The 23,412-nt window shown below is 70.2% G+C and carries 24 protein-coding genes; 9 read left to right on the plus strand and 15 right to left on the minus strand.

Annotated features, from left to right (window positions below):
• Positions 1-8: 8 nt before the first annotated feature.
• The 3 genes from BW730_RS09355 to BW730_RS09365 all read right to left on the minus strand — a co-directional run bounded on the left by BW730_RS09355 (position 9) and on the right by BW730_RS09365 (position 2,086).
• Positions 9-263 carry a WhiB family transcriptional regulator gene (locus BW730_RS09355; protein WP_077686004.1) on the minus strand — a complete coding sequence of 85 codons (255 nt, stop codon included), beginning with the start codon at positions 261-263 and terminating at the stop codon, positions 9-11.
• Positions 264-345: 82 nt separating this feature from the next.
• A complete protein-coding gene (locus BW730_RS09360) occupies positions 346-984 on the minus strand; it encodes a hypothetical protein (RefSeq protein ID WP_077686005.1) in 639 nt (212 codons plus the stop codon).
• 22 nt (positions 985-1,006) lie between these two features.
• A complete protein-coding gene (locus tag BW730_RS09365; RefSeq protein ID WP_077686006.1) occupies positions 1,007-2,086 on the minus strand; it encodes a mannose-1-phosphate guanylyltransferase in 1,080 nt (359 codons plus the stop codon).
• 30 nt (positions 2,087-2,116) lie between these two features.
• Between BW730_RS09365 and BW730_RS09370 the strand changes: the two genes are divergently transcribed.
• Positions 2,117-2,773: a TIGR03089 family protein gene (locus tag BW730_RS09370; RefSeq protein ID WP_077686007.1), complete on the plus strand. Its 657-nt coding sequence runs from the start codon at positions 2,117-2,119 to the stop codon at positions 2,771-2,773.
• 5 nt (positions 2,774-2,778) lie between these two features.
• Here BW730_RS09370 and BW730_RS09375 read toward each other — a convergent pair whose 3' ends face one another.
• Genes BW730_RS09375 through BW730_RS09390 form a run of 4 tightly spaced genes read right to left on the minus strand, consistent with a single transcriptional unit; the run spans position 2,779 to position 7,821 of the window.
• Positions 2,779-3,849: a coiled-coil domain-containing protein gene (locus BW730_RS09375; RefSeq protein ID WP_145952791.1), complete on the minus strand. Its 1,071-nt coding sequence runs from the start codon at positions 3,847-3,849 to the stop codon at positions 2,779-2,781.
• Positions 3,846-5,219, minus strand: a complete 1,374-nt coding sequence (locus BW730_RS09380) for a coiled-coil domain-containing protein (protein WP_145952792.1) — start codon at positions 5,217-5,219, stop codon at positions 3,846-3,848. The genes BW730_RS09375 and BW730_RS09380 overlap by 4 nt, the downstream gene beginning before the upstream one ends.
• 31 nt (positions 5,220-5,250) lie before the next feature.
• Positions 5,251-6,234, minus strand: a complete 984-nt coding sequence (locus BW730_RS09385; protein WP_077687596.1) for a glycosyltransferase family 2 protein — start codon at positions 6,232-6,234, stop codon at positions 5,251-5,253.
• A gap of 60 nt (positions 6,235-6,294) precedes the next feature.
• A complete protein-coding gene (locus BW730_RS09390) occupies positions 6,295-7,821 on the minus strand; it encodes an LCP family protein (protein WP_077686010.1) in 1,527 nt (508 codons plus the stop codon).
• Between the two features lie 126 nt (positions 7,822-7,947).
• Here BW730_RS09390 and BW730_RS09395 point away from each other — a divergent pair, with 126 nt between their 5' ends.
• Positions 7,948-9,156 carry an LCP family protein gene (locus BW730_RS09395; RefSeq protein WP_077686011.1) on the plus strand — a complete coding sequence of 403 codons (1,209 nt, stop codon included), beginning with the start codon at positions 7,948-7,950 and terminating at the stop codon, positions 9,154-9,156.
• A gap of 108 nt (positions 9,157-9,264) precedes the next feature.
• Complete coding sequence (locus BW730_RS18795; protein WP_193432338.1) at positions 9,265-11,055, plus strand: hypothetical protein; 1,791 nt, start codon at positions 9,265-9,267, stop codon at positions 11,053-11,055.
• 72 nt (positions 11,056-11,127) lie between these two features.
• Here BW730_RS18795 and purE read toward each other — a convergent pair whose 3' ends face one another.
• The 4 genes from purE to BW730_RS09420 all read right to left on the minus strand — a co-directional run bounded on the left by purE (position 11,128) and on the right by BW730_RS09420 (position 14,131).
• A complete protein-coding gene (gene purE, locus BW730_RS09405; protein WP_077686012.1) occupies positions 11,128-11,625 on the minus strand; it encodes a 5-(carboxyamino)imidazole ribonucleotide mutase in 498 nt (165 codons plus the stop codon).
• Positions 11,618-12,727, minus strand: coding sequence for a 5-(carboxyamino)imidazole ribonucleotide synthase (locus BW730_RS09410; RefSeq protein ID WP_237268041.1), 1,110 nt, complete (start codon positions 12,725-12,727; stop codon positions 11,618-11,620). Before BW730_RS09410 ends, purE begins: the two co-directional genes overlap by 8 nt.
• Positions 12,728-12,812: 85 nt before the next feature.
• The gene (locus BW730_RS09415; RefSeq protein WP_077686014.1) at positions 12,813-13,310 is read right to left on the minus strand and encodes a PH domain-containing protein; all 498 of its coding nucleotides are present in this window, start codon (positions 13,308-13,310) and stop codon (positions 12,813-12,815) included.
• Positions 13,311-13,327: 17 nt separating this feature from the next.
• Entirely contained in the window at positions 13,328-14,131 is an 804-nt protein-coding gene (locus BW730_RS09420; protein WP_158522570.1) for a biotin--[acetyl-CoA-carboxylase] ligase, read from the minus strand.
• Positions 14,132-14,202: 71 nt separating this feature from the next.
• On the opposite strand from BW730_RS09420, the gene BW730_RS09425 reads away from it, so the two are divergent.
• The 3 genes from BW730_RS09425 to BW730_RS09435 are packed head-to-tail and all read left to right on the plus strand — an operon-like array spanning position 14,203 to position 16,602.
• A complete protein-coding gene (locus tag BW730_RS09425; RefSeq protein WP_077686016.1) occupies positions 14,203-15,777 on the plus strand; it encodes an acyl-CoA carboxylase subunit beta in 1,575 nt (524 codons plus the stop codon).
• Entirely contained in the window at positions 15,774-15,995 is a 222-nt protein-coding gene (locus BW730_RS09430; RefSeq protein WP_077686017.1) for an acyl-CoA carboxylase epsilon subunit, read from the plus strand. The genes BW730_RS09425 and BW730_RS09430 overlap by 4 nt, the downstream gene beginning before the upstream one ends.
• A 1-nt stretch (position 15,996) precedes the next feature.
• Positions 15,997-16,602: a Maf family protein gene (locus BW730_RS09435; protein ID WP_077686018.1), complete on the plus strand. Its 606-nt coding sequence runs from the start codon at positions 15,997-15,999 to the stop codon at positions 16,600-16,602.
• A gap of 60 nt (positions 16,603-16,662) precedes the next feature.
• Here the strand turns inward: BW730_RS09435 and BW730_RS18525 are convergent, their stop codons facing one another.
• Both BW730_RS18525 and BW730_RS09445 read right to left on the minus strand, forming a co-directional pair.
• Positions 16,663-17,481, minus strand: a complete 819-nt coding sequence (locus BW730_RS18525) for a hypothetical protein (protein WP_077686019.1) — start codon at positions 17,479-17,481, stop codon at positions 16,663-16,665.
• 1 nt (position 17,482) lies between these two features.
• Entirely contained in the window at positions 17,483-18,061 is a 579-nt protein-coding gene (locus BW730_RS09445; RefSeq protein WP_158522572.1) for an RNA polymerase sigma factor, read from the minus strand.
• A 111-nt stretch (positions 18,062-18,172) separates the two neighbouring features.
• On the opposite strand from BW730_RS09445, the gene BW730_RS09450 reads away from it, so the two are divergent.
• Both BW730_RS09450 and BW730_RS09455 read left to right on the plus strand, forming a co-directional pair.
• Positions 18,173-18,580, plus strand: coding sequence for a lipoprotein (locus tag BW730_RS09450; RefSeq protein ID WP_077686021.1), 408 nt, complete (start codon positions 18,173-18,175; stop codon positions 18,578-18,580).
• A gap of 24 nt (positions 18,581-18,604) precedes the next feature.
• On the plus strand, positions 18,605-20,212 hold the full coding sequence (locus BW730_RS09455; protein ID WP_077686022.1) for a mechanosensitive ion channel family protein: 1,608 nt from the start codon (positions 18,605-18,607) through the stop codon (positions 20,210-20,212).
• A 22-nt stretch (positions 20,213-20,234) separates the two neighbouring features.
• Here BW730_RS09455 and BW730_RS09460 read toward each other — a convergent pair whose 3' ends face one another.
• Positions 20,235-20,705, minus strand: a complete 471-nt coding sequence (locus BW730_RS09460) for an NUDIX hydrolase (RefSeq protein ID WP_077686023.1) — start codon at positions 20,703-20,705, stop codon at positions 20,235-20,237.
• Positions 20,706-20,798: 93 nt separating this feature from the next.
• Between BW730_RS09460 and BW730_RS09465 the strand changes: the two genes are divergently transcribed.
• The gene (locus BW730_RS09465; protein WP_226996673.1) at positions 20,799-22,574 is read left to right on the plus strand and encodes an acetyl/propionyl/methylcrotonyl-CoA carboxylase subunit alpha; all 1,776 of its coding nucleotides are present in this window, start codon (positions 20,799-20,801) and stop codon (positions 22,572-22,574) included.
• Between the two features lie 13 nt (positions 22,575-22,587).
• On the opposite strand, the gene BW730_RS09470 is transcribed toward BW730_RS09465, so the two are convergent.
• Positions 22,588-23,412, minus strand: a complete 825-nt coding sequence (locus BW730_RS09470; protein ID WP_077686024.1) for a hypothetical protein — start codon at positions 23,410-23,412, stop codon at positions 22,588-22,590.

Raw genomic sequence — 23,412 nt, forward strand, 5'->3', positions numbered from 1 at the left:
CCAGCGGGCTAGCCTGCTGCGCGCTTCAGCTTGCGTCGCTCGCGCTCGGACAGGCCGCCCCAGATGCCGAACCGCTCGTCGTGTGCGAGCGCGTACTCAAGGCACTCGGTCCGCACGGTGCAGCTCAGACAGACGCGCTTGGCGTCGCGGGTCGATCCGCCCTTCTCCGGGAAGAAGGCCTCGGGGTCGGTCTGGGCGCACAGAGCATCCGCCTGCCAGGCGTACTGCGAATCATCAAGCAACGCGAACAGTTCGTCGTCCATGGGCCCTCCTTCCTGGCCTGAATTACACACGAGTGGTTTTGATCGGTCAAGTGGAAACGGGAAACCGGTGGGGAATCTGCTGTTAACGACGCGGAGGCCTGATCAAAGTTCCATTGGGGTCGTCCTCGACTGCACGCGGCCACGGCGTTGAGGCGGTGGCCCAACTGCCAGCGCGGGAGTCGTTCTGCGCGTGCTGCGGCCGGGCGACCGGGGTCGATGGCGACTCGGCGGGCCGGTCCGCTGCCGAGCCAGGGGTGACGGGGTCGACGGCGGGGCCGCTCCAGCGGGGCTGCGTGATCGCGGGCGGCACGGAGCCCTCGTCCGCGTCGGCCAGGTCGCGGTTGCCGACGACCAGGAACAGGGTCCAGCCGAGCGCCGCGATCCCCGTCAGCAGGCCCGCCGTCATGCCGAGCGCATCGCCGGGGCCCAGGTTCCAGCCGGGCACCACCAGCAGCGACATCATCACGACGCGCGCGATCAGCGCCGCGGCGGAGCCGAAGAATGCCAGGATCCGGGCGCGTCGTCCGCAGAAGACGGCCGCCACTGCGGCGAGCGTGAACGGCAGCAGCGACGAGGGTGCGCCGTGCGCGGCCAGGGCCGCGGCGCCCGCGTCCCCGAGGTGGATCACTGAGGCGACGATCTCGACGGTGCCCGCCACGAGCAGGACGCCGACAAGCACGGCGCTCGCCGTGCTCCTGGCGCGGTCGGTTAGGCCACCCATGTGATTCCTCTCGGGTTCCGGTTTATGCGAATTCTGCCCCAACATGGGTTCGCACGAGCGACACCAACTCCTTGACCCTCTCAGCGTCGGCGAGTCGCGCCACCAGCGTCGCGGACGGGGTCGCCACGACGAGGCAGTCGCTGAGCCCCATGGTCGCCACCAGGTGGTCGGGGCCCATCGAATTGACGACGACGCAACCGGACGAGTCGAGCGCGACGTGGCGGCCGTCGACGGCGTTGCCGTGCTCATCGGTGCTGAGCAGTTCCGCGAGCGAGAGGAAGCCCCCGACGTCCTTCCAGTCGACCGCGAGCGGCACGCTGATCACCTGCGCGTCGGTCGCCCCGACGGAGGCCGGCTCCATCACGGCGTAGTCGACCGAGATCCTGCGAAGCGTCGGGAACAGGTCGTCGAGGCGCTCGGGGTGCGCTGCGATCTCACGGACGGTCGCGGCGGTGTCGGGAAGCAGTTGGTCCAGTTGGGACAGCAGCGTCTCGGCCCGCCAGACGAACATGCCAGCGTTCCACCAGTAGCGGCCGCTCGCCAGGTACTCCTCGGCGACCTCGAGCGTCGGCTTCTCCTTGAACTCGGCGACGCGGTGCACGCCGGGGAATCCGGCGATCTCCTCCGCGCGGTGCAGGTAGCCGTACCCGACGTGCGGGGAGGTCGGCACGACGCCGAGCGTGACGAGGGCTCCGGGCACCGTCTCCGCCACCTCGAAGGCGGTGCGCAGCGCCCCCTGGAACTCATCGACGGGCGTGATCACCTGGTCCGCGGTGACCATCGCCACGACGGCGTCGGGGTCGCGTCGTGCGATCTCCGCCGCGGACCAGGCCACGGCGTTGAGCGAGTCGCGCCCCTCCGGCTCGCCCAGGATGTTCCCGCTGCCCAGTTCGGGCAACTGTCGAGCGACGTCCTCGGCATAGGCTCGGCCCGTGCACACCAGGATGTTGGCGGCAGGCACGACGCCCGCGAGCCGCTCGTAGGCCATCCGCAGCAGCGAGCGCCCCTCGAAGATCTCCAGCAGTTGCTTTGGCCTGCCCTGCCTGGACAGCGGCCACAGCCTCGTGCCCGATCCGCCCGCCATGATCACGACGTAATGCATGCGCAGAGGCTACCCGGTTACGATCGATGGATGCTTACCCCCGCCCTGCGACGCCGCGTCGCCGCCTCCGGTGCACGCCCCCTGATCACCCACTACGACGGCACGGCAGACACCCGCACCGAACTGAGCGCCACGACGTTCGCGAACTGGGTCGACAAGACCGCCAACCTGATCGCCGACCTCGGCCACGACGACGGCGAGCCGATCGACGTGGTGCTCGCAGCGACCCACCCGGGTCACTGGGTGTCGCTGGTGTGGATCGCGGCGGCCTGGCAACGCGGTTGTCCCGTCAACACCACAGACACCGGGGCCGACCTGATCGTGGTCGGCCCGGGCGACGACCGGCGGGCGGCGCTGAGCGTGGCCTGCTCGCTGCATCCGCTCGGCCGCGGATTCGAGGTCCCCCCGGCCGACGCCGTCGACTACGTGGAGGTGTTCGCGCAGCCCGACGTGCACGACTCGTCTGTGTGGGCGCAGGAGGACCTGCTCGACGGGGAGGCGCTTGCGCCGGTGGTCGCCCGCGACACGCGGCTTCTGTTCACCGCCCCGAACCCGGGTGCCGACTGGCTGCTCGACGCGCTGGTCGCCCCCGTCGAGGGCGAGGGCTCAAGCGTGATCGCGGTCGGCTACGAGCCGGAGCGGCTGATCGCGGTGGCGACCGCCGAACACGCGACGCTCGAGGAGTAGGCCGCTCAGGCCTCTTCCTCGGTGCCCTCCGGGTCCACGTCCTCGACGGCGATGTCCTCATCCTCGACGAGTTCGGCCGAGGCCGCCTCGACGCCGTCGGGGGTGTCCAGGTCCTCGTCGGCGACGACGGGTTCGTCCGCGGCCGCTGGCGCGGCGTCGACCGCGCCGACAAGCGCGGCTCCGCCACCGAGGGTGGCGAGCATCTGACGCACGTTGGAGAGCTGAGCGGTGATCGAGTCGCGGCGCTGCGAGACGGCGGCCAGTTCGCGCTCGGAGTCGCGGCGGACCCGCTCCGCCTTGGTACGGGCCTCGCCCACCAGTTCTTCCGCCTCCCGGTGCGCCTTGGACTTGAGACCCTCCGCCTGGCTGCTGGCGTCGGAGATGACGCGCTGCGCCTCGTTCTCGGCGGCACGCAGGTTCTCCTCGGCGGCCTTCAACTGGTCCTCGCGCTGCCCCATCGCGACGGCGAAGTCGGCGGCCGCGGTGTCGCGACGCTCGGCGAGCGTGCGCTCGAAGTCCGCCGCGGCCTGAGCCGCGCGGGCCTGCTGCGACTCGTAGACCGCCTCGGCCTCCTCGCGGCGGGCGGCAGCCTCGCGGTCGGCATGGTCGATCAACTCGTCGGCTCGGCGCTGCGCCCCGGCCAGCTTCGCCTCGGCGTCTGCGTCCGCGGAGCTGCGGGTGTCGATCGCGTACCTGTCCGCCTCGGTGACCATCGCCTCCGCCTTGCGGGTGGTGTCTTCCAGCAGCCGCGCGGCCTCGTCCTGCGCGGAGCGCTTCACGTCGCTCGCCTCATCCTCGGCGAGGCTGAGCATCTGGCCGATCCGCTCCCCCAGGTCCTCGAAGGTCGGACGCGACGCCATGGTCTTGGCGCGCACGGCCTCCTCCGCGCGCGAGTTCGCCTCGCCGAGACGGGCCTCCGCCTGGGTCAACGACTGGCGCGACTCCTTCATCTGGACGGTCAGCTCGCCCAGTTCGGCGCGCGCGGCGTCCAGCGCCTGCTGCAGCGTGCTGAGCTCTGCGTCCACCTGGGCGGGCTCGTAGCCGCGCAGGACGGTGCGGAAGTTAGGGGCCATCATTGATCCTCATTCGACGTGGTTGATCCGGGGACGGCGAGAGCTTCGATCACGCCGGAGAGAGAGTTCAGCTGACTCGTGATGTTGTCGCGGCGCTGCGCGAGCGCCGCGACCTCTGCGCGGGCCTCCTCCAGCACCTCGCGGGCCTGGGTGCGCAGCAGGTCGGCCTCGACCCTCGCCTCGGCGAGCAGTTCGATGGCCTCCTCGCGGGTGGCGCGGGTGCGCTCGAACGAGGCGCGCTGCGAGCGCTCCAGGTCGGCCGCAAGCTTCTCGCGCACCACGGTGGCGTTGGCCTCGGCGTCGGCGATCCGCTCCTCGGCGCGCTGGGTGATCGCCTGCGCCTCGCGCTCGGCCCGTGCGAGCACGTCGGCGGCCTTTGACTCGCTGGCCTCGCGGGTGCGGGCGGAATGCTCGTTGGCGGCGGTCAGCTCGGCGTCGGCCCGGGCACGCACGTCGGCGGCGCTGATGTCGGCCGAGCGGATCCGCTGTCGCGCGACGTCGACGGCCCCCGTCAGGGTGCTTGCGAGCTTCTCGCGCACCTGGCTGGCGCGCCTCGCTGCCCCGACGTGCGCCGTGCGACGGGTGCGGGCGGCGTCGGCGGTCGCGCCGTCGACCAACCGCACGACGGTCGCCTGTGCCCATTCCAGCTGTTCCGTTGCCTCGGCGAGCCTCGCCTCGGCCTCGGCCTTCGACTCGGCCTCCAGCTTCGCAGCCTCGGCATGGGTGCGTTCGTGTAGCTCGGCGGCCTCAGCCTCCGCCGCCCCGCGGGCGACGCGGACGGCCTCGTCTGACTCGGCGGCGTGCGCGGCGGCGGCACTCTTCAGCTCGGCGGCCTCGGCCTCAGCGGCGGCGCGTTCGGCGTCCAGCCGCTGCCGGTGCTTGTCGACCTCGCCCGCGACCCGCGCCTCGTGGTCGAGCAGCCGGGACTGCAGCTCGGCCTGTTGCACGGAGGTCTGCGATTCCACCTCCGCGCGCAGCTTCGCCGCGTGCCCCTCGGCCTCGGTGACGAGGCGCTGCCCCTCGGCGTGCGCGCGCTGCCGGATGGCGTCGGCCTCCATCCGCGCGTCGGCGATCAGCTCGTCGGCGGTGCGTTCGGCTGAGGCCGTGATGGTGCCTGCCTGCTCGGCAGCCTCGGACAGCATCCGCTGGACGTCGGCGCGGGCCTCGGTCAGCCGGTGCTTGGCGAAGTCGAGCTCTGCGATGGCGTCGTCGCGCTCCTTGATGGCCCCGGTCGCGTCATCGCGGATCCGTGCGGCGTCGGCCTGGGCCTCGTCACGCAGCCGGTCGGCCAGCTTCTGGGCCTGGAACAGCACCTCCGTGGCCGCGGACGCGCCACCCGGCACGGGTGTCACGCTCGGCTGCTGGGGTTCCATGCGCCCATCTTGTCATGAACCACAATCCGACTCACCGGCCGGTACCGCCACCCGGAATCGGGGTGTGGTCCAGCCCCTTGAGGAAGCCGCTTCCCCAGGCGACGTGCATCACCGCCAGCACGGCGGGGAGCCGGAGCCGGGCCGCTGGGCTGAGCCCCTTCATGGACGCGGTCGCCGCGGCCAGGAACGCCAGGTAGAGCGCCGGCGCGAGAAACATCGCGGTGAGGAGCCGGCTGCGAAGGGCCAGCCCGAGCAGGCCGCCCAGCAGGCCGGCCGCGCCGCCCGCGACGGTCAGCGGCGGCGCCAGGTAGCGCAGCGAGAGGGTGTCCGGGTGGCGGCGGATGACCTCTCTGCGCCACTGGCCGGTGCGGTAGAACTGGCGCGCCAGCGCGCCGAAGCTGTCGCGGGGCCGGTAGACGACGCGGAGTTCGGGAGAGAAGTAGACCGTGTGGCCGGCCTGTCGGAGCCGGTAGTTGAGTTCCCAGTCCTGCGCTCGGTGCAGCGACTCGTCGAAGCCGCCGATCTCGCGGAGCACGTCGCGCCGGAAGACCCCGAGGAACACGGTCTCGGCGGGCCCCGGCGGGGTGTCTGCCAGGTGGAAGCCTCCGCCACCCAGGCCGAACGCGGAGTTGTAGGCGGCGGCGACTGCCTCGGAGAGCGGTGACGTGCCGCGGGCGTCCATCAGCCCCCCGACGTTGGCGGCGCCGGTCTCCTCGAGGAGCCGCACGGCGGTCGCGATGTAGCCGTCGCTGAGTTCGCCGTGGCCGTCGACGCGCACCACGATGGGGTGGCTAGCGGCGGCGAGGGCGACGTTGAGGCCGGCCGGGGTGTAGCCGGTGGGGTTGTCGAGAACGACGACGCGCGGGTCCTCCGCCGCGATCTGCTCTGCGATCTGATGCGTGTGGTCCTTGCTCGGGCCCACCGACAGGATCAGCTCCAGTTCCCCGGGGTAGCCCTGGTCCAGCACTCCCTGGACGGCGGCGCGGAGGTGGCGTTCCTCGTCACGCACTGGCATGACGACGCTGACGCTCGACGGCACTGTGGACCTCCCTCGGATCGCGGCCACTCTAGCGGGTCAGGCGCTGACGGAGCAGACGGCGTCGAGGTCGGAGGTCTCGGTATAGGGGGCCTCGTCGGAGGCCGACGCGGTCGGGTCGGCGGTCGGCTTGGCCGTTGCCTTCCTGGTCGGCTTGGCGCTCGCCTTGTCCGCGGGCTGTTCGCTCTTCTTGTCCCCTGGATCGGCGCTGGTGGTCGGCTTCGTTGTGGGGGTGGGCGCCCCGCTGGGCGGCGTGCCGTCCTTGCCGTCGCCGAGCTTCTCCGAGGCCTCGATCTTGTCCTTGACGGTGCTGCGGATCAGCGCGAAGTCGGGGTGTGCCGAGACGATCATCGGCGGGGTGAAGTTCACCGACGCGATCTTCTGGTCCTTGACCTTGAGGGCCAGTTCCGCGAGTTTGACGACCTCGCCGGAGGGCACGTCGGTGCTCAGGATGTCCTTGCTCGCCTTCGACAGGTCGACGAACTTGGTGGCGACCGTCCCCGGGTCGAGTTGGCGCACCATGGCCGTCATGACGCACTTCTGGCGCACCATCCGCTCGTAGTCGTTGCTCTCCGCGCGGGAGCGGGCGAACCAGAGGGCGTCGTTGCCGTTCAGGAGCCGGTTCTTGCCCGGCTCGATGTAGCGGGAGATCTTGGTGCTGACGCCGCCCACGGGGATCGGCTTCGCGATGTCGAGCCGGATGCCGCCCATGGCGTCGATCAGGGACTTGAAGCCGCCCATGTCGACCATGGCGTAGTAGTTGAGGTCGAGGCCCAGGATCTCGCTGACGGCCTCCTTGGTGGCCTCCAGCCCGGCGTTCTTACCCGGGTACAGGTCCTTGTTGTCCTCGCCGAGGGTCCAGATGCCGTTGAGCATGCAGCCGCCGTCCTCGCACACAAACCCCTGCGGGTACTTCTCGTGCAGCGGGGACGACTCGGGGAACGGCACCCGCTGCATGTTGCGGGGCAGCCCGAACAGCACCGTACGGCCCGTCGCGGCGTCGATGGAGGCGACGTTGATGGAGTCGGGCCGCAGGCCCTCGCGCTTGGCGGACGCGTCGGCGCCCAGCAGCAGGATGTTGTAGCGGCCCGCCTTCTCATCGGTGTCTCCCCCGCCCTGGAAGACCTCGCCGACGTTGGCGGCGCCCGTCATGGCGCTGGCGGCGAGCCCCGTGACGCCGCCGAGGCCGAGGATCAGTACGACCGCGGTGATGGTGAGGCCGAGGCGTCCGCGCTGCGCGAGCCGCAGCGGCTTGGACAGCCGCCACGCGTCGAGGAGCAGCAGCACCCAGCCAGCGAACAGCAGCCACAGCCCGACCTTCGCGACGGTCGCGACCGCGGGTGTCAGCAGCAGCCCGACGGTGAACCCGCGGGCGAACAGCAGGCCGAGCAGTGCGATCACCACGACGACGGCCACCGCCCCGTACACGCGGGTGGCGATCCTGCCGATCCGCTGGTTCCCGGCGAAACTCTGCACGGAGCCTGGAAGGGCAGCAGACATCAGGACGAAACCGAAGGCACGGCGCGCTTGGACGCGCTGGGCCTCGGTCGGCATGGCGGTTGACACGTGTCGGCTCCTCGGGGAAGGGTGCGGCTCCCAGTCTCACCCCAACCCTCCGGGCCAGCGGCGCCGCCACGCCGACCCTGCCCGGTTTCGACCCTTCAGTAGGGTTGTCCCTCGGAGGGAGGCGAGATGACGCCACGCGAAGAGGACATGGACTGGCTGTACCGCAGCGAGGAGCCAGAACACACCGCTGTCATGCGCCCCGACGAGATTGAGGGGATCAGGCGCGCCGACTCGCGTCGACCGCAGGCACCGCAGGAAGCGCAGGGCGGCTACCCCGGCGATCCCGCGACCGCGACCGGCGGCTCTCAGCGGCCGCCGACCGGTCCCCCGCCGTCGCAGCCCGCCCCCGCAGGTCCCCCACCGCGGAAGCGTCGGCGTCGCCGCCGCCCGGTGCTCAAGACGATCGGCTTCCTGCTGCTCGCCTGGCTGCTGTTCCTGATCGGGACACCCATCTACGCCTGGACCATCGGCACAAAGGTCGAGAGCGCCCCCGCGGGTGAGCGCCCCGCCGAGCAGCCAGGCACCACCCTGCTGCTTGTCGGCTCGGACGCCCGAGAGAACCTCACCGACGAGGAACGCAAGGAACTCGGCACCGGAAGCACCGAGGGTCGGCGCACCGACACCATGATGCTGCTGCACGTGCCGACCAATGGTGAGCCGGTGCTGCTGTCCCTGCCCCGCGACTCGCTGGTCGAGATCCCCGGCCGCAAGCAGAACAAGCTCAACGCCGCCTACGCCTTCGGGGGCGCGCCACTGCTCGTCGAGACCGTGGAACACAACACGGGCATCCGGGTCGACGGGTACCTGGAGGTCGGATTCGTCGGCGTCGTCGACATGGTCGACGCCGTCGGAGGCATCGAGGTCTGCCCGACGTTCGACATCGACGACAGGGACTCCCACCTGAAGCTCGCCAAGGGCTGCCAGACGGTCGACGGGGTCACGGCGCTCGGCTACGTCCGGATGCGCAAGGCTGACCCGCGCGGCGACCTCGGCCGCATGGAGCGGCAGCGCGAGGTGATCGGCGCGATCGGCAAGAAGGTGCTCAGCCCGATGAGCGTGCTGAACCCGGTGCGCTACTGGCAACTGAACATGGCGGCCTCGAAGTCGCTCGCCCGCGGCGACGACACGGGCCTCGGCGCGATGGGCGCTGCGGGCAGCGGGTTCCTGTCGATCATGACGGGCAAGGGCATCTCGATGACCGTCCCGGTCTCTGACCCCAACGCCAGGGTGAGCGGGCTGGGGTCCGTGATGCGCTGGGACAAGGACGCGAGCTCGCAGGTCTTCGCGGCGATCGCCTCGGGCGACACCACGTCGCTTGAGAAGTACCGAAAGTAGCCGAAGAGACCGTGGTGTGACACGGAACGTACCTTCGGCCACTGGTCCTGAGCCACGTCGTCCCTACTATTGACAAGATCAATCCGCCCTCTTAGAGGAGACGAAAACGTGAGCCAGACCCCTCCGAATTCCGGATGGCAGGGCGGCCCCCAGGGCCCCGGCCAGCCGTGGAACGGCCCCCAGCAGGGCCAGCAGCCCGGGTACCAGGGCGGGCAGCCCCAGCAGGGCTTCGGCCAGAACGGCCCCCAGCAGAACTTCGGCCAGCACCCCCCGCAGGGCCCGGGCCAGGGCTACGGCCAGCAGAACGGTCCCCAGCAGGGCTTCGGTCAGCAGGGTCCCCAGCAGGGCTTCGGCCAGCAGAACGGTCCCCAGCAGGGCTTCGGCCAGCAGAACGGTCCCCAGCAGGGCTTCGGCCAGCAGGGTCCCCAGCAGGGCTTCGGCCAGCAGAACGGCCCCCAGCAGGCCATGACGGGCGGCGCACCGACCCAGCAGAAGTCGAAGGCGAAGTACATCATCGCCGGCGTCGTGGCGCTCGCGCTGATCGCGGCCGGGATCGGCGTCGGCATGTTCTTCTTCAAGGGCTCGACGCCCGCGGCGGCCAAGGGCCTTCCCGCCGACGTCGCGTTTGCGTTCGAGGTCAACCTCGCCCCCGCCAATGCGGACAAGCTGGCGCTGAAGGGCATCATCGACAAGTACCCGTCTCTGAAGACCGATGAGGACTTCGGCGGCGACTACAAGCAGGCGCTGTGGAACGTGCTGGCCAAGGAGTCCCCGGACATGCCGGACTACTCCGAGGTCGAGCCGTGGCTCGGCGACTCCTTCGCGGCGGGCATCGTCGGCACCACCTCGGAGGACATGAACGACGAGAGCAACTACGTGTTCGCAGTCGAGACCACGGACAAGGGCAAGGCGGAGGCCTTCGTCAAGGCCGAGGCCGAGGACACGAAGGTCCAGTTCATCGACAACCTGATGGTCGTCACTGAGGCGAGCTCGACCATCGACGTGGCCGACATCAAGAAGGCGTCCCTGGCGGACTCCGAGCAGTACAAGGCCGACATGGCCAAGATCGGCGACAACAGCCTCGCGAGCGCATGGTTCGGCCCGGCGATGATCGACGCGGCGATCGCGCAGGCCGAGGACACCAGCGGTGTCGACGCCAGCGGCATCGACACCAAGACGCTGCAGGGCACCCACGGTGCGATCGGCCTCAAGGTGAGCGAGAACAAGCTGTCGATGCAGTACGCCGTCCAGACGCCCAACGCCCCGGAGACTAGCTCCGACGACGTGGCGGCCTTCGCCAAGGACCTCTCGGGCGACGCGCTACTGGTGGCCGCGCTCGGCACCAACGACGAGATGTTCGAGCAGTACTGGAAGCTCGCCGAGTCCCAGAACGCCGCCGAGTCGCTCGCCCAGTTCGGCATCACCGGCCCGCAGGACCTCAAGGCCCTGATCGGCAAGAAGGTCGGCCTGACGGTCGGCATCGACGGCGAGAGCCCCGTGGTCGGCGCGAAGCTCGAGACCGAGGACGCCGCCAAGCAGAAGCAGATCCTCGACAAGATCGCCGAGGCCGCGGGCAGCAGCCCCGAGTTCCCGCTGACCGTCGGCCAGGACGGCGACAACGGCCTGGTGGCGTTCGGCCAGGACACCGACGCGATCGCCAACCCCGGCTCGAAGCTGGGCGACCTCGACGGCTTCAAGCAGGTCGTCGACGGCAAGGCGGCGGGGCTGCTCTACATCAACATCGAGGGCCTGAAGTCGCAGTCGTTCTACCAGGACATGATCGGCTCGGCGGGAGACGAGTTCTCCGAGGCGCTCGACCCGATCACCGCGATCGGCATGGTCAGCAACCCGACCGCCGACCACTACCAGGAGGGCGCGCTGCAGGTCACGTTCAAGTGACGCGGCGCGGCTGAGAAACGAGAGACGGTGCCCGGTGGCCTTGAGCCACCGGGCACCGTCGTCGTTGTGGGGTCAGTTCACCGAGTCGCGGACGACGCGCCCCTTGGCGTGGGCGGCGTCGCGCAGCCTCTCCTGGAAGTCGAGCATCCGCTCAAGCAGCGCCTCGTCCGAGGTGGCGAGCATCCGGGCGGCGAGCAGGCCAGCGTTGCGGGCGTTGCCGATCGCGACGGTGGCCACGGGAACCCCGGCTGGCATCTGCACGATCGACAGCAGCGAGTCCATGCCGTCGAGGTACTTCAGGGCCACCGGGACGCCGATCACCGGCAGCGGGGTCAGCGCGGCGAGCATGCCGGGCAGGTGGGCCGCTCCCCCGGCCCCGGCGATGATCACCTTGAGGCCGCGCTCGTGGGCCTCCCGGCCGTAGCGCACCATGTCCTCGGGCATCCGGTGCGCGGAGATCACGTCGGCCTCGTACTCGATGCCGAACTCGGCAAGCGCGTCGGCGGCGGCGCTCATGGTCGGCCAGTCGGAGTCCGACCCCATCACGATCGAGACGAGCGGATCAGGCATTGGGGTCTCCCATCAGGTAGTTGGCGGCGTGCCAGGCGCGGCGACGCACGTCGTCGACGTCGGTGCCGGCGCAGGTCACATGCCCGACCTTACGGCCAGCCTTGACCTCCTTGCCGTACAGGTGGACGCGGGCCGCGCGGTCGCGGGCGAAGACGTGCTGCAGCGCCCCGGTGAGGTCCTCCTCGGCCCCGCCGAGCACGTTGGCCATCACGACGACGGGGTCGCGCAGTTCGGGAGAGCCGAGCGGCAGGTCGAGCACGGCGCGGATGTGGTTCTCGAACTGGCTGGTGCGGGCCCCGTCGATGCTCCAGTGGCCCGTGTTGTGGGGCCGCATGGCGAGTTCGTTGACGACGATGCGTCCGTCGCGGGCCTGCATCAGTTCGACGGCGAGCACGCCGACCACGCCCAACTCCGTGGCGATCCGGATCGCCATCTCCTGTAGTCGGCTGGCCTCGTCGTCGTCGAGAGCGGGCGCCGGGGTGATCGTCTCGACGCAGATGCCGTCGGCCTGGCGCGTCTCGCTGATCGGGTAGGCGACGACCTGGCCGGAGGGGCTGCGCACGACGATGGCGCTCAACTCGCGGCTGAAGTCGATGAACTCCTCGGCGACGATCAGCACCTTCTCCCCCGCGGAGGTCTCCGCGAGGCCCTCGAAGGGCTCGCCTGCCTGGGTCGCGTCGTCCAGTTTCCAGACGCCCTTGCCGTCGTACCCGCCGCGGGAGGTCTTGGCGATGATGGGCCAGCCGAACTCGTCCCCGAACGCCGCGAGGTCGGCGGGGGTGTCGCAGATGGCGTAGCGGGGGCAGGCGACCCCCAACTCCGTCATCCGGGCGCGCATCCGGGCCTTGTCCTGCGCGAACACCAGCGCCTCGGCCCCAGGTCGGACGGCGACCAGTTCCGCGAGCCGTTCGAGATGGGCCGTCGGCACATGCTCGTGATCGAAGGTGAGCGCGTCGGCACCGTCGACGAAGGCGAGCAGCGTGTCGAGGTCGCGGTAGTCGCCGACCGTTGTGAGGGGGACGACCTGGGCTGCGGAGACGTCGGGCCCCTCGGCGAGCAACCGCACGTCGATCCCGAGCGGGATGGCGGCCTGCTGCATCATGCGGGCGAGTTGCCCGCCCCCTGCGATGGCGACTGTGTAGCGGCGGGTCACCCGGGCAGCCTAACAGGGCCCCCAGAGGTGGGCCTCAGTCGTCGCTGTCCTCGTGGACGGCGAACAGCAGTTCCGTGATGGTCACATGCACCCGCTCGACGCCGGGGACGTCGGGGAGCACCAAGGGCTGCCCGGCGGCGGTCTCGAGCACCAGCGTGCCGCAGCCGAGCATCCGGTCGAGCAGCGAGCGCTCGTAGTTGACGTTGTTGATCCGGCGCAGCGGCAGGTCGTGGCCCGTCTTGTTGATGATGCCTCGCCGCGTGATGACGCGCCGGTCGGTGATGGTGTAGGTCGACGTCACCCAGCGCAGGAACGGCAGCAGCACGAGCCACACGAACAGGATCAGCGCGACGCCGATCGACGCGTAGGTCGCCCACGGCTGCATGTTGGCCGGGAAGAACGCGATGGCCAGCCCGAGCAGCGCCCCCAGCACGATGAGGATGATGGCAGGCACGATGAGCGCCTTCCCGTGCGTGCGCACGCTGAGCACGATGTTCTCGTCCTGACCGAGTTGGTCCTTGCTGATCGCCATGGGACAGTCTGGCACGCCTAACGGCCCAGGCGTGCGTGCACCACGTCCCCGACGGCGAAGGTCTGAATGCCGGTGGCGGTCGCCACCTGGAGCCGGCCGAACGCGTCAACTCCCCTTCCGACACCGTCGACGCTCGTCTCGGCGTCGACCACCACTGTCAGCGGCGCGCCGATCGAGGCGCAGCGGGCCTCGTAGACCTCGCGCAGGTCGCCGCTGAGCGACCAGGTGGAGTAGTAGTCCTCGAAGTGGCGAAGCACCCCAGCGATGATGGGCTCGGGCTCGGTGGGCAGGCCCTCAAGAGCGAGCGAGGTCGCGGTCGGGACGGGAAGTTGCGCGCGGGTCAGGGACACGTTGATGCCCATCCCGACGACCGCGCGGGCGCCGTCGGGGCGTTCGATGCGCTCCGAGAGGATGCCGCACACCTTCGCGCCGCCGATCAGGACGTCGTTGGGCCACTTCAGGGTGACGCGGGAGGGGTCCGGCGTCAGGTCGGCAAGCGCGGACGACACCGCCAGCCCCGCGAGGATCGACAGCCAGCCCCACTGCTGGAACTCGGGCCTCGGCTTGAGCAGCAGGGAGAGCGAGATGGACGCTCCTGGCGGGCTGACCCACTGCCGGTCGAGGCGGCCCCGCCCCGCCGTCTGCTCCATGGCGACCAGCGCGATGGTCCGGTCGTCGCCCTGCCGTGCCAGCGCCGCCAGGTCCGCGTTGGTGGAACCGGTCGAAGCGGTCACCTCGATCCGGTCGAACAACGTGTCGCGGGCGCCGTCGCGGGTCACCGATCGGTGGATCTCGCGGGCGCTCGGAATGGTCGCATTCATGGGTTCATAGTAGGAAACCAATTCGCTGAGCATCGGTCGAGGTCAGGCTCCCCGGCGCTAAGGTGACACGCATGGAGATCGACATCCACACCACCGCCGGTCGGATCGCCAATCTCGGGGTGCGCATCGACGAGGCCATTCACGCGGGTTCCGCCGCGGCCGTCGAGAAGCAGCACGCCAAGGGCAAGATGACCGCGCGAGAGCGCGTCATGGCGCTGCTGGACGAGGGAAGCTTCGCCGAGTTCGACCAGTTCTCCCGGCACCGCTCGACGGCGTTCGGGATGGACGCCAAGCGGCCGTTCGGCGACGGCGTGATCACGGGCACCGGCTCGATCCACGGTCGCCCGGTGTGCATCTTCAGCCAGGACGTGACCATCTTCGGCGGCGCCCTCGGACAGGTCTACGGCGAGAAGATCGTCAAGATCCAGGACTTCGCGCTCAAGACGGGCGTGCCGCTGATCGGCATCAACGAGGGCGGCGGCGCCCGCATCCAGGAGGGTGTGGTCTCGCTTGCCCTCTACGGCGAGATCTTCCGCCGTAACACGCTCGCCTCCGGCGTCATCCCGCAGATCTCGCTGATCATGGGGGCGGCTGCGGGCGGCCACGTGTACGGGCCTGCGCTGACCGATTTCGTCGTGATGGTCGACAAGACCTCGCAGATGTTCATCACGGGCCCGGAGGTGATCAAGACCGTCACCGGCGAGGACGTCTCCATGGAGGAGTTGGGCGGCGGCCGCACCCACAACACCAAGTCCGGCAACGCGCACTACCTGGCCGCCGACGAGGCCGACGCCATCGAGTACGTGCGCGAACTGCTCAGCTACCTGCCGCAGAACAACCTGGAGGATCCGCCGATCTACGACGAGGAGGAGGTCGACCTGACAATCACGGACCACGACCGTCGCCTCGACCAACTGATCCCCGACGCGGCCAACCAGCCCTACGACATGCGCGACCTGATCCGCAATGTCCTCGACGACGACGAGTTCCTCGAGGTGATGGCCCTGTTCGCAGGCTCGATCATCGTCGGGTTCGGCCGCATCGAGGGCCGCTCGATCGGGATCGTCGCGAACCAGCCGACGGTGCTTGCAGGCTGCCTCGACATCGACTCCGCCGAGAAGGCGGCACGGTTCGTGCGTACCTGCGACGCGTTCAACATCCCCGTGCTCACCTTCGTGGACGTGCCCGGCTTCCTCCCCGGCGTCGACCAGGAGCACAACGGCATCATCCGACGCGGCGCGAAGCTGATCTACGCCTACTCCGAGGCGACGGTGCCGCTGCTGACCGTCGTGACCCGCAAGGCCTACGGCGGCGCCTACCTGGTGATGGGGTCCAAGTCGCTGGGCGCCGACATCAACTTCGCGTGGCCGACGGCGCAGATCGCGGTGATGGGCGCGCAGGGCGCCGTCAACATCCTCTACCGCAAGCAGTTGGCGGAGGCGGCCGACCCCGATGCGGAGCGCGCCCGCCTCGTCCAGGAGTACGACGACGAACTGACCAACCCGTACGTGGCCGCCGACCGCGGCTACGTCGACCAGGTCATCTACCCGCACGAGACGCGCGCGCAGGTGATCCGGGCGCTCAGGCTGCTGCGCACCAAGCGGGCCACGATCCCGCCCAAGAAGCACGGGAACATCCCGCTATGACGGATGAGAACGAGCCGACGCTCAGCTTCTCGAAGGCGAACCTCACCGAGGAGGAGATCGCGGCTGTCGCCGCCGCGCTGATGGCCTCGACCCGCGAGGAGAGGCTGCGCTCCGCCGACGACCGCCCCCTAGCGGGCGGCTGGAAGTCGTACTACCGCGTGCTGCGCCGACCGCTGGTCGGCGGCCGGGACGCCTGGCGCACCTACCACCGCCTCTGACATGCGGGTCATCCTCGCCTCGAAGTCGCCCGGCCGGCTCGCGGTCCTGCAGCGCGCAGGGCTCGACCCGGAGGTGATCGTGTCCGGGTTCGACGAGCATCAGGTGCGCGACCCCGTTCCGACGAGCCTCGCGCAGCGGCTCGCCACCGCGAAGGGCGAGACCGTCGTCCCCCAGTTGGAGGGCGACTTCGTGCTGTTCGCCTGCGATTCGGTGCTCGAGTTCGAGGGCAGGGCGCACGGCAAGCCGGGCACCGCGGAGGCGGCGATCGCCCGCTGGCAGATCATGCGTGGCCGCGACGGCCTGCTGCACTCGGGCCACTACGTCGCCGTCCGCACGGGCGACGACCTGAGGTCCGCGTGCGCGGTCGGCTCGACGAAGGTGAGCTTCGCAGACGTCTCAGACGAGGAGATCGCGGCCTACGCCGCGACCGGCGAACCGCAGCGCGTCGCGGGCGGGTTCACGATCGACGGCCGGGGTGCGGCGTTCGTGACCTCCATCGTCGGCGATCCGTACAACGTGATCGGCCTGTCGCTGCCACTCACCCGGCAGATGGTGATCGACCTGGGCGTCCCCTGGCAGTCCCTCTGGGCCCCGACGCTCGGCTGATACCGGCGCCTGTCCCGGCGTCGGGCGGAGGCTCCTCGTCCGCCGCCCGGCGCCGAGTACTCAGTGCGGGAACCTCCACAGGATCTCGTCGCCGAAGTCGGCTGGCGAGTAGCGAAGGGTCGGCAGTACCAGGTCCGGGTTGCCTGGCGCGACTGCGACCCAGCCGGAGTTGCACTCGCCGACCTTCAGGAGGCGCTCCTGGTACCTCGGCGACCAGTTCTCCGACGGTGGGAACTCGGCGACGCCGTGGAACCCGGATGCCTTGCCCGTCTCGCCGTCGATGACCTCGAAGAACCAGGGATCGGTGCTCGTGCGGGTCGTGCCGTCGGCATTGGCGTCGGGCTGGGGCGCGACGTAGCAGACCGTGACGTCGGCCGCCCATGCGGTGCCGTCCCCATCCGCGGTCAGGTCCTTGACGGTGACGTCGAAGTAGCGGGTCCTGACCGTCTCGCCGAGCACCGCGGTCAGCGTGACGGGCCCGGTCGGTCGGTCGGAGGTGTCAACGGGGGTGGCGGTCTCCGTCGGCCCCGGGTTCGGGCTGGCCGTCTCGCTCTGTTGGGGCGTGGCCGTCTCGCTCGGCTGGGGCGTCTCGCTCGGCTCGGCCGACGGCGAGGCGGTTGGCGTCGCGGGGGTGGGCGCGCCGGTCGGAGGGGTCGCGGTGACGGTCGGGGGCGCGGGTTCGGCGGGCGAGGTGCCGCCGCGCAGCCCCTGCACCGCAAACACCCCGCCGACGACGAGCGCGACGGCGGCAGCGGCGCCAAGGATCACCCACGGGCGGCGGCTTGGGGCCTCGGTGCGCACCGGTTCGACGCCGGCGATGATCTCCTCGACCATCCGGTCGGCGCCGGGCAGATCACGTTCGGGGGGAAGCATGGTCATCTCAGTTCTCCTCACCAAGCAGATGGGCGACCTCGGTGGTCGCGAGTGTCGCGCGTGCCCGGGCGAGCCGGGACTTGACGGTGCCGACGGGCACCCCGAGGGCCTCGCCGACCTCGGCCATGGTGCAGCCGCCCCAGGCGACCAGTTCGACGACCTGGCGCTGCGCGTCGGGCAACCGGTCAAGCACGTGGTTGATGCGGCGCATCGACTCCTCATGCGCGAGCCATTGGCCCACGTTGTCTGCCGCGGTCCTCGACGGTTGGGCCTCGATCCGCTCGACGAGCCGCAGCCTCCTGCCCGCGGAGCGGACGAGGTTGCGGGCCTCGTTGCGACCGACGGCGCAGAGCCAGGCCCGCACGGCGCCCGGATTCACCTGGGACAGCGTGCCCGCGGTCGCGCGACGCCAGACGCCCGCGAAGCAGAGCTGGGTGGCCTCCTCTGCGGTCGCCCAGGAGGCGGAGTGCCGGAAGGCGACGTTGTAGACGGCTCGGGAGTGCCGCTCGAAGAGCCGCCTGAACGCGGCCTCGTCGCCCGAGCGGAGGTCCTCCCATAGGCTGTCATCGTCCATGAGGACCATCATGTCGTCGCCTTGGGGCGGACGTGCCTGTGCGTGCATTCCTCATCCCTTTCGTCGCTGATACCGGGAAATGTCCGGCACTGCGCGTTCGGGTTCCATCTGTAGAGTTGCGGCGTGCACCGGATCCTGATCGGCTTGACCGCCGCCCTCGCCCTGACTGGCTGCGCGGCCGCTGCCGTCGACCCGGTCACGCCCCCGCCGTCGAGCCTGACGGCCGCGGCGGTGCCCGAGGACGGCCAGGCGCTGCGCGACCTCGGCTTCGGCAACGCCCCCGAGGGTTTGTCCGTTCCGCGCGGCGCGGAGATCTCGGACCGGGTCGACTCCGCCAACAACATCACCGTCGTGATGACGGCACCCGACGCCCTTGAGGTCGCTGACTACCTGCGCCGCACGCTCCCGACGCTGGGCTTCACCATCACGGGCGACGCTCAGAACTCGCTGATCTTCGAGGGCGGCGGCTGGCAGGGCGCCTTCACGGCGTCGAAGGGGTACGCGGCACTGACTCTTCGCACCGATCGCTGATCGGATCGGACTAGGCTCGGCAGCATGCCTGAGGAAAGTGCGCTCGACACGCTGACCGTCATCGGCTGGGGCGCGCTCGGCGTGGTGATCGGCGGTGCCGTCTCGATCGTGATCTCGCTGGTGACCCGCCTCATCATCCGGCGCCGCGAGAGGCTGCGCCTTGTCATCCGCCACATGCGCGTCGCGGTGCGGGTGTTCATGATGCTGCTCGGCGGTGGGGTCGCGGTGCTGATCGCCACCGCCCCGTCCGCCTACGCGCCCTCGCCCGAGTGGCGGCCCGTGTTCGTCCAGGTCTTCACGATCGTGATGATCCTGGCGAGCGCGCTGCTGCTGACCAGCCTGATCCGCGCCGTCGAGGGCTCGATACTGCACCGCGACTCCGACGACTCCGCGGAAGAAACGCCGCACTACCGCCGGGTGCGCACCCAGATGCAGGTCATCGACCGGGTGTTGATCGCCCTGGTGTGGCTGTGCGCGCTGGCCGGGGCGCTGCTGACCTTCCCCGCCTTCCGGGCCGTCGGCACGTCTCTGATCGCCTCCGCGGGCCTGCTGTCGATCGTGGCGGGCCTCGCGGCGCAGTCCTCGCTGTCGAACATCTTCGCAGGCATGCAGATCGCCTTCTCCGACGCGCTGCGCGTCGGCGACCTGGTGGTGTTCAACGAGCAGATGGGCTCGGTCGAGGAGATCACGCTCACCTACGTCGTGGTGCGCACCTGGGACGACCGCCGCTGGATCGTGCCGAGTTCGACCTTCACGAACGCGGCTTTCGAGAACTGGACCCGCCGCGAGCCGCGACTGCTCGGGACCGTCGAGTTCGACCTCGATTGGCTCGCCCCCGTCGAGGCGCTGCGCGTCGAACTGATCCGACTGGTGCGCGCAAGCGACCTCTGGGACGGCCGCAGCGCCAACCTGCAGGTCACCGACTCGACGGGTGGCTACGTCAAGGTGCGCGCCGTCGTCTCCGCCGCCACCTCCGGCGACCTGTGGGACCTGCGCTGCTACGTGCGCGAGGAGATGATCAACTGGCTGCAGCAGCACGCCGTCTACGCCCTCCCCCGCACCAGGCTGGAGCCCGAGACCACCACCGCGCCGACGTTCGAGGAGCGCGAGGACTTCGTCGAAAAGGTCGTCGACGAGTGGGAGAAGGAACAGGCAGACGAGCAGACCCAACTGATGCCGGCGGCCGAGGTCGACGACGCAGACGACGACGATGAGGGCGCGCTGCCGAAGTGGCTCGCCTCCTGGCTGGTGCAGCGCCGCAAGGACGACGACGCCGAGCCCGAGGGACGCCCCGAGCAGGAGAGCCCCGCCGAGACCACCCTGTCGTCGAAGAGCCCCGAGGCGCGGCTGTACTCCGGCTCCCCGGAGGCCGAGGAACGCAACCGCCAGATGTCAGGGCCGAGCGCAGCGGACATGGCCGAGCGGGAGAAGACCGCCGAGCGGAAGTTGCGCACCGGGGAGCAACCCGCCGTCGACCACGAGGGCACCCCGTCCGGCCGATCCGCAGGCGGCACGGAGGAGGCAGCGGCCCCAGGAAGCGCGTTGGCGCTCGACCACCCGGAGCGCCCCCGCGAACGCCTCACCGAGACCCGGATCCTGCCCAAGATCGACGACCCCGACGACTCCCCCTAGCCATCGGCGGGGGCGGGCCCGCTCAGAGGGTGAAGACGACGTCGCGCGGGTCCTGTTCGACAACCAGCAGCATCGCGTCGAGGCGTTCCTGACGCGGGGTGGGCAGCGCGTCGACCGGGAACCACGCCACCTCGGTCGACTCCTCGTCGGCGACGTACGGCTCGCCCGAGATCCAGCGGGCCCGGAAGCCATGGTCGAGGAAGCGGCAACGGTCGCCGTTGGGGTAGGTGATCTCCTCCATCACGACCGTCCACAGCAGTCGCTCGACCTCGATGACGACGCCCGCCTCCTCGAGCGCCTCCCGAACCGCCGTCTCGGACGGGTGCTCGCCCGGGTCGACGATGCCGCTGATCGGAGCCCACTCGCCCGTGTCGGAGCGCCTCACAAGCAGCACCTCATCGCCGCGAACCACGAGCGCGTTGGCGCCCATCAGCCACAGCGGCGCGTGGCCGATCGTGGCGCGGAGGTCGACGATGAAGGGGGGCGTAGGCATGTGCTCAACACTGGCACAACCTTTGGACCAAGCCGCGCGACACGGCGGGGCGGCTACTAGACTCGCCCCTAGTCCGAAGCCAGGAGGATCACAGTGGGCAACGAGGCCATCCAGAAGGTTCTGATCGCAAACCGGGGAGAGATCGCCGTGCGGGTGATCCGCGCAGCCAGGGACGCCGGAATCGGGTCGGTGGCGGTCTACGCCGACTCGGATGCCGACTCGCTCTTCGTTCCTCTGGCCGACGAGGCCTACGCGCTCAACGGCGCCACCCCGGCCGACACCTATCTCAACATCGACAAACTGCTCAGCGTCGCGGAGCGCTCCGGCGCCGACGCCGTCCACCCCGGCTACGGCTTCCTTGCCGAGAACGCCGACTTCGCCCGCGCCGTGATCGGCGCTGGCCTGACCTGGATCGGCCCACCACCCGAGGCCATCGAGGCGCTCGGCGACAAGGTGCGGGCCCGCCACATCGCGCAGAAGGTCGGCGCGCCGCTGGTTCCCGGCACCGCCGACCCTGTCGCCAACGCCGCTGAGGTCGTCTCGTTCGCGGAGCAGCACGGGCTGCCGATCGCCATCAAGGCGGCATTCGGCGGCGGTGGCCGCGGCCTCAAGGTCGCCCGGACTCTCGAGGAGGTGCCCGACATGTTCGAGTCGGCCACCCGCGAGGCCGTGACGGCGTTCGGCAGGGGCGAGTGCTTCGTGGAGCGCTACCTGGACAAGCCGCGCCACGTCGAGACGCAGTGCCTGGCCGACTCGCACGGCAACGTGGTGGTCGTCTCGACGCGCGACTGCTCGCTGCAGCGCCGCCACCAGAAGCTTGTCGAGGAGGCCCCCGCGCCGTTCCTCACCGACGATCAGATGACCCGGCTGTACGAGTCGAGCAAGAAGATCCTCAAGGAGGCGGGCTACGTCGGCGCGGGCACCTGCGAGTTCCTCGTCGGCCTCGACGGCACGATCTCCTTCCTCGAGGTCAACACCCGCCTGCAGGTCGAGCATCCGGTCTCGGAGGAGGTCACCGGGCTCGACCTGGTGCGCGAGATGTTCCGGATCGCCGCGGGCGAGGAACTGGGCTACGACGACCCAGAGATCCGCGGCCACTCGATCGAGTTCCGGATCAACGCGGAGGACCCGGGCCGCAACTTCATGCCGGCACCAGGCACCCTGACGAAGTGGCACGCCCCGAGCGGCCCCGGCGTCCGCGTCGACGAGGGCTACCACGCGGGCATGACTGTGCCGGGCGCGTTCGACTCTCTGGTCGCCAAGGTGATCGTGACAGGCGCGAGCCGCGAGCAGGCCATCGAGCGCTCCCGCAGGGCGTTGGCCGAACTGAAGATCGAGGGGATGCCGACGGTGGTCCCGTTCCACGTCGCTGTCCTCACCGACCCCGCCTACACCGCAGAGGGCGGCTCGTTCGACGTGCACACCCGCTGGATCGAAACGGACTTCACCGGCCAACTGGCGCCCTACAGCGGAGAGCTCGGCGAGGACGAGGACCAGTTGGAGCCGGAGATCATCACGGTTGAGGTCAACGGCAAGCGCGTGGAGGTCAAGTTGCCCGGCGGGCTGGGCGCGCGGGCCAAGTCCCCCAAGTCGGCCAAGCGCCCCACGCGGCGCGACCGCGGCGGGAGCAAGGTCTCTGCGCCAAGCGGCAACTCGCTCACCACGCCGATGCAGGGAACCATCGTCAAGGTCAACGTCGAGGAGGGGCAGAGCGTCTCCGAGGGCGACGCGATCGTCGTGATCGAGGCCATGAAGATGGAGCAGCCGCTCAACGCGCACCGCGACGGGGTCATCGCGTCCCTGTCGGTCGCCCCGGGCGACGCAGTCACGGCGGGGCAGTTGCTCTGCGAGATCGTCGATGCCGACTGAGCCGGCCTGAGGCTCAGCCGATCGTCGGCGCCGCGAACGCGAGCACCACGCCCAGGATCAGCATCAGCGCGTAGCCGATGGCCAGTCCCGTCGGGAACGGCGGGAGGCGCAGCGGCTCGACCGGGGTGTCTCCGAGCAGCTTGCCGAGGAAGATGAAGCTCATCGGCGCGAACACCGTCATGGCGATGCTCGCGATGGCGATGATGATCTTCTCCCCGAGCGTCGACGTCATGGGGGTGATGGAGAGCATCACGATCTGGACGGCGACCATCCAGCCGATCGCGATCAGCCACGGGAACCAGGCGTAGCTGCGCGCGAGGCGCAGGTCCTCGCCCGCGAACCTTGCGACGTGGCCCGCGAACCGCCGTGCCTGCCAGAACATGCCGAGGATGCCGAGGGCTAGCGCGACCATCGCGGCGATGAAGCCGCCGCCGAGGGCGTCGTTGGCCACGGCGGTGTCGCCGGCCCCGAACGGGGTGATGACGAGGTAGGCGACCGCCTCCTGCAGCGAGGTGAACCCCACCCACAGCCACAGCAGGTGCGCGGTCCCGCCGCGGGCTCTGAGCGGCGTCCAGTAGGTCATCAGAAGGCCGAGGACCAGGCTGACCGCCGGACCAGCGAGGGCGGCGATCGCGACGGCCTGCGGCGTCATCTCCCCGGCATGGGAGACGGCGAACGAATACAGCGTGCTCGGATTGCCGAGCAGCGCCCCGGCGACCCAGTGCCCGCACTCGTGGATCAGGACGGTGATGGCGGAGCCGAGCAGCAGCGCGAACACGCTCGCGAGGACGACTCTGCGGTAGTCAGGTGCGGTTTCGGTGGCCGGGGCGAGGTCCAT

The organism is Tessaracoccus aquimaris, assembly GCF_001997345.1.
Taxonomy (GTDB): Bacteria; Actinomycetota; Actinomycetes; order Propionibacteriales; family Propionibacteriaceae; genus Arachnia; species Arachnia aquimaris.

Excerpts from the sequence above, each read along its gene's own strand:
- BW730_RS09415 (WP_077686014.1), bottom strand. The coding sequence starts at position 13,310 with ATGGCGATCAGCAAGGACCAACTCGGTCAGGACGAGAACATCGTGCTC.
- BW730_RS09355 (WP_077686004.1), bottom strand. The coding sequence starts at position 263 with ATGGACGACGAACTGTTCGCGTTGCTTGATGATTCGCAGTACGCCTGG.
- BW730_RS09445 (WP_158522572.1), bottom strand. The coding sequence starts at position 18,061 with ATGATGGTCCTCATGGACGATGACAGCCTATGGGAGGACCTCCGCTCG.
- BW730_RS18525 (WP_077686019.1), bottom strand. The coding sequence starts at position 17,481 with ATGACCATGCTTCCCCCCGAACGTGATCTGCCCGGCGCCGACCGGATG.
- BW730_RS09360 (WP_077686005.1), bottom strand. The coding sequence starts at position 984 with ATGGGTGGCCTAACCGACCGCGCCAGGAGCACGGCGAGCGCCGTGCTT.
- BW730_RS09455 (WP_077686022.1), top strand. The coding sequence starts at position 18,605 with ATGCCTGAGGAAAGTGCGCTCGACACGCTGACCGTCATCGGCTGGGGC.
- BW730_RS09430 (WP_077686017.1), top strand. The coding sequence starts at position 15,774 with ATGACGGATGAGAACGAGCCGACGCTCAGCTTCTCGAAGGCGAACCTC.
- BW730_RS09385 (WP_077687596.1), bottom strand. The coding sequence starts at position 6,234 with ATGCCAGTGCGTGACGAGGAACGCCACCTCCGCGCCGCCGTCCAGGGA.
- BW730_RS09375 (WP_145952791.1), bottom strand. The coding sequence starts at position 3,849 with ATGATGGCCCCTAACTTCCGCACCGTCCTGCGCGGCTACGAGCCCGCC.
- BW730_RS09395 (WP_077686011.1), top strand. The coding sequence starts at position 7,948 with ATGACGCCACGCGAAGAGGACATGGACTGGCTGTACCGCAGCGAGGAG.
- BW730_RS09435 (WP_077686018.1), top strand. The coding sequence starts at position 15,997 with ATGCGGGTCATCCTCGCCTCGAAGTCGCCCGGCCGGCTCGCGGTCCTG.
- BW730_RS09460 (WP_077686023.1), bottom strand. The coding sequence starts at position 20,705 with ATGCCTACGCCCCCCTTCATCGTCGACCTCCGCGCCACGATCGGCCAC.
- BW730_RS09470 (WP_077686024.1), bottom strand. The coding sequence starts at position 23,412 with ATGGACCTCGCCCCGGCCACCGAAACCGCACCTGACTACCGCAGAGTC.
- BW730_RS09380 (WP_145952792.1), bottom strand. The coding sequence starts at position 5,219 with ATGGAACCCCAGCAGCCGAGCGTGACACCCGTGCCGGGTGGCGCGTCC.
- BW730_RS09365 (WP_077686006.1), bottom strand. The coding sequence starts at position 2,086 with ATGCATTACGTCGTGATCATGGCGGGCGGATCGGGCACGAGGCTGTGG.
- BW730_RS09410 (WP_237268041.1), bottom strand. The coding sequence starts at position 12,727 with ATGATGCAGCAGGCCGCCATCCCGCTCGGGATCGACGTGCGGTTGCTC.
- BW730_RS09420 (WP_158522570.1), bottom strand. The coding sequence starts at position 14,131 with ATGAATGCGACCATTCCGAGCGCCCGCGAGATCCACCGATCGGTGACC.
- BW730_RS09425 (WP_077686016.1), top strand. The coding sequence starts at position 14,203 with ATGGAGATCGACATCCACACCACCGCCGGTCGGATCGCCAATCTCGGG.
- purE (WP_077686012.1), bottom strand. The coding sequence starts at position 11,625 with ATGCCTGATCCGCTCGTCTCGATCGTGATGGGGTCGGACTCCGACTGG.
- BW730_RS09370 (WP_077686007.1), top strand. The coding sequence starts at position 2,117 with ATGCTTACCCCCGCCCTGCGACGCCGCGTCGCCGCCTCCGGTGCACGC.